The sequence below is a fragment of the uncultured Dialister sp. genome (assembly GCF_937959425.1).
In the GTDB taxonomy this organism is placed as follows: Bacteria; Bacillota; Negativicutes; order Veillonellales; family Dialisteraceae; genus Dialister.
Window position 1 is genome coordinate 1 of record NZ_CALGPS010000188.1, and the last position, 8,927, is coordinate 8,927.

The following is an 8,927-nucleotide window of genomic DNA, read 5'->3' on the forward strand; positions in this document are numbered from 1 at the left end:
GTTTGAAAAAATCTATGAAATTCTTAGCTTAATGGCATTACCCTCAAGGGGAAACAAGAAATTCCGGCTCTAAACATTGCGTCCTTTAGAGGTGGCAAGAGTAAGTAGCACCATCGCCCCTTGCGCCCCCTTGAGGTGGCAAGGGAACTTGATTCGCAGGGAGTCGAAGACGACTGAGAATCAAGTGACACGCTTCCCACCGGGGCGGAGAGGGCCACGCAGTGGCGCGGGGGTGTTCTACGGTAAGAGCCTCAAATGACATTCCATGTCAAAGCAGGCCGCCTTTCGGCGGTCAGGCCATCATTAGCCTCTCATCTCTTTGCTCCACCTCCTACACCCTTTTGCCGCTTCGCGGCACTTCCCCTCAAGGGGAAACGAGTTTTTCAGCACTAACCCTAGTGCCCCTCCCCCACTTTTCCCTAGCGAAAGGATGATAGTATGAATTCCTCATGGATTATCGGCGTACAGCATGTATGGTTCGGCATTTCCATTTTCCTTCTTCTTCTGCTCCTCATATGCCGCACCACTTTTTTCCGTGAAGCCATTTCCGCCAAGCATTTCAGCCGGCGGCACATGGTTCTTTTCATCATCCTTTTCTCCATCCTTTCTATCTGCGGCACGTACTGGAATGTGCGGGCCGGCGGGGGGATTATCAATTTCCGGGCGGTGGGCATTATTCTGGCGGGCTTTATCGGCGGGCCGGTGGTGGGGTCGGTGACCGGTGTGATTACCGGGTTCCATCGGGCGTTCTTCATCCATACGGACGCCGCTTTTATCCACGGAGGGCTCACCATTATCCAGGGGATTGCGGCGGGGTTTATGTCCCGCCGGCTGAAGAAGCATCATCATCAGCTGTGGATGTGGGCTTTTCTGGATGCCTTTGTGCTGGAGCTTCTTTTCTGGCTGTTCTATGCGTTCCTTACTTTCCCTGCTACCATCAGTCATCCGGAGGATTTCTTTGCCCTGTCCCTGCCTATCATCGTGACGAATACCATCGCTGTGTCTCTTTTCTACATGGTGATTGAGTTCTTTATACACCAGAGGGATTCGGAGAAGACCCAGACCACGAAGAATACCTTCGACGCCGTGGCGGCTCTCTTTGCCACGCTTCATGACGGGTTCAATGATGCCAATATTTCCAAAATCACGGAGCTCATGATTTCTTCCCTGCCCAGTCTCATCTGGACTGCCGTTTGTTATAATGAGGAGTTCTACACCCGCACCAATTACAAGACGGAAGCGGATGTGACCCAGGGGGATGCGGAAATCGCCATCCTGAAGTTGCAGAAGACGCTGCCGGACATGCCCCATCTGATGACTCTGCCTGTCACCTACAAGGATGAGACGGTGGGCTGGATTATCGCCGCCAAGAGCAAGGGGGATACGTTTACGAAGATGGGCATCGAGTTCCTCCACGGTATCTGCCACGTCATGGAGGCCATCTACGAGTACGATAAGATGAAGGAGGAGGAAAATCTCCTGGCAGAGGCGGAAATCCGTGCGCTGCAGGCACAGATTAATCCCCATTTCTTATATAATACATTAAATACCATCAGCTACTATGTGCGGAGCAGCCCGGATACGGCGAGGAAGCTTATCCAGTATCTGTCGGACTATTTCCGCCACAGTCTGAACAACCCTTCCCGGCTCATTCCACTGTCCGAGGAGCTTCATGTGATCGAATGCTACACGGAACTGGAGCGGGCGCGGTTCGGCGACAGGCTGAAGATTACCTACGATTTCCCGAAGGATAAGCTGGACTCTATCCAGGTGCCGCCGCTGCTCCTGCAGCCCCTTGTGGAAAATGCGGTGATTCACGGCATTTTCAAACGGCCGGAGGGCGGGAAAATCAAGGTGGGGCTCATCGAGCACCCGAAGTATTTCAAGATTTATGTGCTGGATACGGGCATCGGCATATCGGCGAAGAAGAGAAAGAAGCTCCTCATCGACCACAAGCGCCGTGACCAGATCGGGCTCATCAATGTGCACCAGAGGCTCATCTCCCTCTTCGGCAGCGCCTGCGGCCTCCATATCGTAAGTAAGGAAAACAAGGGCACCCTGGTGTTTGCCAATATCCCGAAGATTGAAAAGAAGGTCGAATCTCCGAAAGCGGAAGAGGATACGATTACACAAACCATCGTGCTGCCCCGCAAGGCACCGCAGAAGGTCTGAGAAAGGAACATCATGGAAGAAATCAAAGCGCTGATTGCAGATGACGAGCTCCCTGCCCGGGGAGAGCTGAAGTATGAACTGTCCGCCATTCCCGGCATTAAAGTGGTGGGCGAATGCACCAACGGACGGGAAGTGCTGCAGTTTCTAAAGACCCACCCCAATGTGGACATCCTTTTTCTGGACATCGAAATGCCCATGATGAACGGGCTGGAGTGCGCCAAGGAAATCCTTAAAATGGATCTGCCTCTGAAAATCGTCTTCGCCACAGGATACAGCCAGTTTGCCCTGCAGGCCTTCGACCTGGAAGCCTTCGACTACATCCTGAAGCCCTACTCCGATGCCCGCATCCGCCGCACCATCGAAAGGCTCTCCGACAGCCTTTCCCTCCTCCGGAAAAAAACGGTGCCGGGGGAAGTGAAGGTCTCCTCCCAGAAGGTATCCATCCAGACAAGAAATAAAACCCTCATGATTTCCCCTTCCGAGGAAATCGTGCTGGTGTGTACGGAAAAATCGGACCGCTCCCTTTTCTACACCACCAATGGTATAGTAGAATCTAAGATGACCCTCCGGGACATAGAAAACCTCCTCACCCCCCTGGGCTTCTTCCGTACCCATAAGGGCTACATCGTGAACCTATCCATGATTCATGAAATCCAGCCCCAGGACAACGGCACCCTCCTCCTCACCATGACCAGCTACGAAAAGCAGAAAGTGCCGGTGTCGAGACATTATATCAAGGCATTTAAGGACGTGCTGCATATTTAGGCGTCCTTTGGGCGCGAAAGGTTCTTAAGATTAACCGGTCTAAAGACCGGAGGGTTCTTAGGTTTGACGGGCCCTACGGGCCCGAGGGTTGTGGTGGCGGCATCGCCGCAGTTTATACCCTCCTTGCGGAGGCTGGCTCGCTTCGCTCGCCTCCCCCGGAGAAGAAACTTTACTCTATGCTCAGCTTTTAACTTCATTCGTTATAAGCAGCATTACGGAGATTAGCCACCTCCGGTGGCTTTCCCCCTTTGGTGCCTTACGGCACCACCTTCCCACCCGCTGAGCGGTGGGACTAAGGGTACTAAGCAATGTGCCACATGACACTATAGGCAAGCGTAGAGCAAACTTCCCCCTTTGGGGGAAGCCCCGCGAAGCGGGAATAGGGGTGCATTTCCACGGGCGAAGCCCAGTTGTATGGTTTTCTCTGCCGCCTTTGGCGGCATATATACTCATTGCCGCCAAAGGCGGCGATACCACAACCCTCAGGCTGTGCACATTCTGCAGAGAATGTGCAAGTCAGTCGAAGTTGGCCCATAGCCTGCCCATAAAAGGGCCTTCCTTTTAATCGACTGACCGTTAGGCCTGTCAAACCTGAGTCCCTTCGGCCCACAAGGGCCGTCAAACTTCGGAGCCAAAGTCTCCGTCAACCCTAACGGCAGTTTCGGGAATACAGCCCGGTGCCGTACTGCCTACTCCCCCACTAACTCAAGGATGTGATGATTTGTCAGTTTCAACAGCCCGAAATCCCTATACCTGCTTTACTCCAGCCCATCTGGTTCTCATGATGGTCACTTTTTTCTACGTATTTATCAACATTATGCGGCCGGAGTACAAGGCTTTTTCCATCGCCTTTATTATCGGCCTCTTTATTTTTTATACCTGGAAGCGGATCCTCACCATCCTGATCACAGCGGTGATTGCCTTTGCGCTGATTTCCTTCTTTCCCTTTCTGGCGCCGGTGGCTTTTGTCATCATGCTGCTGATTTTCTTTGCACGCCTGGGCTACATTATTGAAAACTGGCGGGCGGTGCTGGCCGGTTTCTATATGTACGGCATGGCCGCCCTATTCGGGCTGCATTGGTATGTGGATATTCCCTATCACTATTTCCACCGCTATTTCTTTTCCATTAACCCTGTGTACGCCGCAGCCATTGCCTTCATGGTCACCCTGGGTTTCCACCTCATCATGCTGTGGCTGTACCATAACCATTACACTTTAAAACGGGCCATGCCCATTATGGGCGTGGCGCCGCTCCTCATCATCCTGCTCCTCATGCCCTTCGTGAAGGCGCTGGACGGATTCGACAGCGCAGACACCGTGGACACCACCAATGCTCCCATGGATTCGGCAGATACCTTTGATACGGTGGACAGCCCTTCCAACGCCTACGATTTTGCCCACCACGGCGCGCCGGATACGCCGGGCCACGATGTAGTGGATGCCCCCGGCGTTCACCACACCCACGACTACTTCCGCAGCGGCCCCGATGGAAGCCTGCAGCACGTAAGCGGCTACGAAGCCACCAATCCCGACGGCATCGTGGAAAACAACTTCTCCTACCACGGAGGCACCGTCCACGAAGGTTCCATGGACGCACCGGCCGACGCCGCACCGGCAGAGGGTATTTCCGCAGAAACCGTGGACCACGCCATGGACTCCCTGGATACCGCCATTGACAAAAAGCCCGCTTTCCTACAGGCAAGGGAAGATAATAAGAGGAAAAAGCCTCTTACTGTCAAAGAAATGATCAATGTATATGGGCCTAAGGAATAAGCAAAAAGCCTTCCGGCATTTGAGCCGGAGGGCTTTTTTATTATAGGGGTTGACGGAGCTTCACCCCGAAGGTTGTGGCCGCCTTCGGCGGCGGGCTGTGTAGAAGGGTTGTGTAGAAGGGTTCTTAAGCTTGACCGGCCTCTGGCCGGAGGGTTCTCAGGTTTGACGCGCCTGCGGTTGCGAGGGTTTTGGTGGCGGCCAGCGCCGCAGTTTTTAGCTGCCTTGCGGCAGCTGGCCCGCTTCGCTCGCAAAACCGTACAACCCCCGCCTGCGGCGGTATTTATAAGTATTGCCCGCAGGGCAATCCACAACCCTCGGCCTGAAAGGCCGTCAACCTTAAGCCCCTTCGGCCCGCAGGGCCGTCAAACCTCGGGGCCGCAGGCCCCGTCAACCTTTCCCCTCTTTCGGGAATACCGGTAAGCGCCGCTAATGTCTCTATTTCCCCAGTACCGCATGTACTGCTTCGGTGCAGAGTTTCACGGCCTTATCCATATCTTTTCTTTCGATAGTAAGCGGCGGGTTGAAGTAGATGATGTCTCCCATGGGGCGGAGAACCAGTCCCAGGTCCATGGCCTTTCTGAAGATATGCCAGCCGATACGTTTGGCCGGGTCGAAGGCTTTCTTTGTCGACCGGTCTTCCACCAGTTCGATGGCATTGATGAGGCCGATATGGCGGATTTCACCTACGTTTTTGTGATGGCCCAGGGCTTTCATAAGTTCTTCGTGGAGATATTTCCCGTCTTCATTCACCTTTTCCAGGATGTGGTCCCGTTTCATGATTTTCAGCACGGTCAAGGCGATGGCGCAGCCCATGGGATTTCCTGCATAGGTATGGCTGTGGACGAAGGCTTTGTGGGTGCCGTAGTCGTCGTAGAAGGCGTCGTATACCTTGTCGGTGGTAATGGTGATGGACATGGGCATGTAGCCGGCGGTGAGGCCTTTGGAGGTGCAGAGGATATCCGGGGAAACGCCGGCGTGTTCGATGGCAAAGAGGGTGCCTGTGCGGCCGAAGCCTGCGGCGATTTCATCGTCGATGAGGAGGACGCCGTATTCGTCGCAGAGTTTCCGGAGTTTCCGGAGGTATTCAGCCGGATAGATGCGCATGCCGGCTGCGCCCTGGAGGATCGGCTCCACAATGCAGGCCACCGTTTCTTTGCCGTATTTCTTAAAGGCTTCTTCGGCGCTTTCAAAGCATTCCACATGGCAGGTTTCCCTTGTCTTGCCGTAAGGACAGCGGTAGCAGTCCAGGCCTTTGAAATGGATATTGTTCATGAGCATGGGATGGAATATTTTGGCGTAAAGATCCATGGAACCCACGGACAGGGCGCCGATGGTTTCGCCGTGGTAGGATTCGGGGAGGCACATGAAGCGGGTTCTTTCAGGATGGCCGGTCTGGTACTGGTACTGGAAAGCCATTTTCAGGGCTGCTTCCACGGAGGAGGATCCGTTGTCGTGGAAGGTGAACTTGGTAAGGCCCTTCGGCAGGAGCGGTTCCAGCTCCCGGCAGAGTTCGATGGCCGGTTTATGGGTGAAATTGGTGAAAATCACGTGCTCCAGCTGGTCCACCTGTTTCTTCAGGGCTTCATTGATTTCCGGATTGCAGTGGCCCAGAAGGTTGCACCACCAGGAAGAAATAATATCCAGATATTCCTTGCCATGGGTGTCGTACAGGTATACCCCCTTGCCGTGGTCTACCACCACCGGTGGAAATACTTCATTGTCCTTCATCTGCATGGCCGGATGCCAGATGTATTTTTTATCTTCCGCTTCCCAGTTAATATCTGCCATTTTGTATACTCCTTTGATTCTATTATTTTCATACGTCAGGATTTGCTGCTTCTTCAATTTCAGTGAAAAGGTTCAGAGGGTTCTCCCCCAACATATAGTCTCCCCGCCTGCGGGGGGAAGGTGGTACGGAGTACCAAAGGGGGATGGGCCTGAAGGGCCATGGGGTGGCCCGGGTTCAGAGGGGCGCCCTTCGGGTGCGAAAGGTTCTTAGGTTTGACAGCGGCTTCGCCACTGAGGGTTCTTAAGTTTAACGCGTCTGCGGTTGCGAGGGTTGTGGTGGCGGCTTCGCCGCAGTTTATAGCCTCCTTGCGGCGGCTGGCTCGCGGCGCTCGCAAAACCGTACAACCGCACCACAGGCGACATTTATACTCATCGCCGCCAAAGGCGGCGATAGCACAACCCTCAGGCTGTGCACATTCTGCAGAGAATGTGCAAGTCAGTCGAAGTTAGCCCATAGCCTGCCCATAAAAGGGCCTTCCTTTTAATCGACTGACCGTTAGGCCTGTCAAACCTGAGCCCCTTCAGCCCGCAGGGCAGTCAACCTTCGGAGCCAACGGCTCCGTCAGCCCTAACGGCACTTTCGGGAATCCAGTCATCCCTCTCTATTCCCGCCCCTTGAGCAAAGCGAACACAACCTTGTTATACAACCCACGGCGTCAGCCGTGCCCCTTTTTCATATATAGGGATACGGCCTGGCACCGCCAATGTCTCAATCATTCACACTTCCGCGTAGCATCCTTCCAGCACTTTAGGATCACAGTGTAGAATGGTGTCTCCCTTTCTTACCCGGTCGATGACCTTGACGCCGGTGATTTCTTCAATCATTTTCACATTATCCTCTTCCATGACACCGCCCTGCCAGTTGTTGAGGATGATGCCCTTGATGGGGATGTGGCGGTTCCTGATGTATTCGCAGGTGGTGACCACGTGGTTGATGGTGCCAAGGCCTGCGTCTGCCACCACCAGCACCGGCAGGTGGAGCCAGCCGATGATGTCGGTCAGGTAGTAATGGGCTTTTTCATCGTGGCGGATGGGGCATACGATGCCGCCGCTGCCTTCCATGGTGACGTAGGGATATTTCTCAGTCACCCGTTTCCAGGCCTTCAGGATGACTTCCTTTTCCAGCGGGTGCCCTTCCATCTGAGCGGCCAGATGGGGAGACACGGCGTGCTGGTAGAGGTAGGAAAGAATCATGTCCTCCGGCTCGTCGATGTGGGCGAATTTGTTCACAAAGCCTGCGTCGGAAGCAGCCACGGTGGGCGCCCCGCTGATGGCGGCTTTGTAGTAGCCTGCATCATAGCCGGCCTGCCTCATGGTTTTCACGATAAGGGCAGTGACATAGGTTTTTCCGATGTCCGTGTCCGTGCCTGTAATAAACAATCCTTTACTCATTTCAAACTCCCCCTTGCAATAAAATAAGGAAGAAATATTTCTTCCTTGTAATCTTTATTCATGTATCCCCAGCGCCTTCACCAGCCGTTTGGAAAGGAAAGCTGCCAGAATACAGAGGCAGATGTCTCCCGGTACGGCCAGAAGGAAGCAGTAAAGAATCACTGCCCATACGCCGATGGTTTTTCCGATATAGAAATTGTTGATGAAATAGACGTAAATCATACCAAAAAGGTACACCACCGCCAGGCCGCAGAGATTGGCAAAGAGCACCTTGCCGAAGGACCAGGAGCCCGACATTTCACGAAGCTTTCCAGTGAGCCAGGCGCCTGCAATGAACCCCACCAGGTAGCCGAAGGTAGGCTGGAAAATGTAGGAAGGGCCGCCGCCTTCCGTAAACACAGGAACCCCCACCAGTCCCAGCAGTACATAGAGGGCCACGGAAAGGGCCCCTTTACGGCTGCCCAGAATGAGCCCTGCCAGGGTGGTGAAAAGGAGCTGCAAAGTAAAGGGACACACCGGCACCGGAATGCGGATAAACGCCCCTATGGCTATAAGCGCCGTAAACAACCCGAAAAGAACAATTTCCCTGGACTTTCCCTGTCCCGCTTCCAATGCATTCTCCCTGACCATGTTCTCGCCTCGTTTGTAAACTATTTGTTACTGTTCTACCGTATACACGGTTTACATACGTATATCATATAACAACCTTAAATTTATTTCAACGTTTACAATATATTTTTCAAGGCCATAAAATCAGCATTTGAAAGGAAATCGAATGACACAGGTGCTGCCTGCCGTCATGTCCACCGCAGCAAAGGGGAGCGGAGAAATCTCACTCCCTAATGATACATACCGCATTGAGGCCAGAGATTTCTCGACTCAGCGTTTCATTATCGGCGGTCACAGTTATCCCCCATAACGCCACGCCGCCCCGCTCGAAATGACGAAGAGGCGGCCAGCGCACTTTCATTTCATAAGAAACCCTTCCGGCTCGCTGCGCTCGCCACCCACCCCTGAAACAGGGGTGGGCAAGGGA

The 8,927-nt window shown here is 53.7% G+C and carries 6 protein-coding genes; 3 read left to right on the forward strand and 3 right to left on the reverse strand.

Annotated elements, in window-relative coordinates; all coding sequences use genetic code 11:
- Window positions 1-438: 438 nt before the first annotated feature.
- From Q0482_RS07790 to Q0482_RS07800, 3 genes are all read left to right on the forward strand, one after another.
- On the forward strand, window positions 439-2,172 hold the full coding sequence (locus Q0482_RS07790) for a histidine kinase (RefSeq protein ID WP_299145242.1): 1,734 nt from the start codon (window positions 439-441) through the stop codon (window positions 2,170-2,172).
- 12 nt (window positions 2,173-2,184) lie between these two features.
- The gene (locus Q0482_RS07795; RefSeq protein ID WP_299145244.1) at window positions 2,185-2,937 is read left to right on the forward strand and encodes a LytTR family DNA-binding domain-containing protein; all 753 of its coding nucleotides are present in this window, start codon (window positions 2,185-2,187) and stop codon (window positions 2,935-2,937) included.
- A gap of 721 nt (window positions 2,938-3,658) precedes the next feature.
- Window positions 3,659-4,711, forward strand: a complete 1,053-nt coding sequence (locus Q0482_RS07800; protein ID WP_299145246.1) for a hypothetical protein — start codon at window positions 3,659-3,661, stop codon at window positions 4,709-4,711.
- Between the two features lie 435 nt (window positions 4,712-5,146).
- Here the strand turns inward: Q0482_RS07800 and bioA are convergent, their stop codons facing one another.
- From bioA to Q0482_RS07815, 3 genes are all read right to left on the reverse strand, one after another.
- Window positions 5,147-6,499 carry an adenosylmethionine--8-amino-7-oxononanoate transaminase gene (gene bioA, locus Q0482_RS07805; protein ID WP_299145248.1) on the reverse strand — a complete coding sequence of 451 codons (1,353 nt, stop codon included), beginning with the start codon at window positions 6,497-6,499 and terminating at the stop codon, window positions 5,147-5,149.
- A gap of 717 nt (window positions 6,500-7,216) precedes the next feature.
- A complete protein-coding gene (gene bioD / locus Q0482_RS07810) occupies window positions 7,217-7,891 on the reverse strand; it encodes a dethiobiotin synthase (protein ID WP_299145249.1) in 675 nt (224 codons plus the stop codon).
- A 54-nt stretch (window positions 7,892-7,945) separates the two neighbouring features.
- Window positions 7,946-8,521, reverse strand: a complete 576-nt coding sequence (locus Q0482_RS07815; protein WP_296981763.1) for a biotin transporter BioY — start codon at window positions 8,519-8,521, stop codon at window positions 7,946-7,948.
- Window positions 8,522-8,927 lie beyond the last annotated feature (406 nt).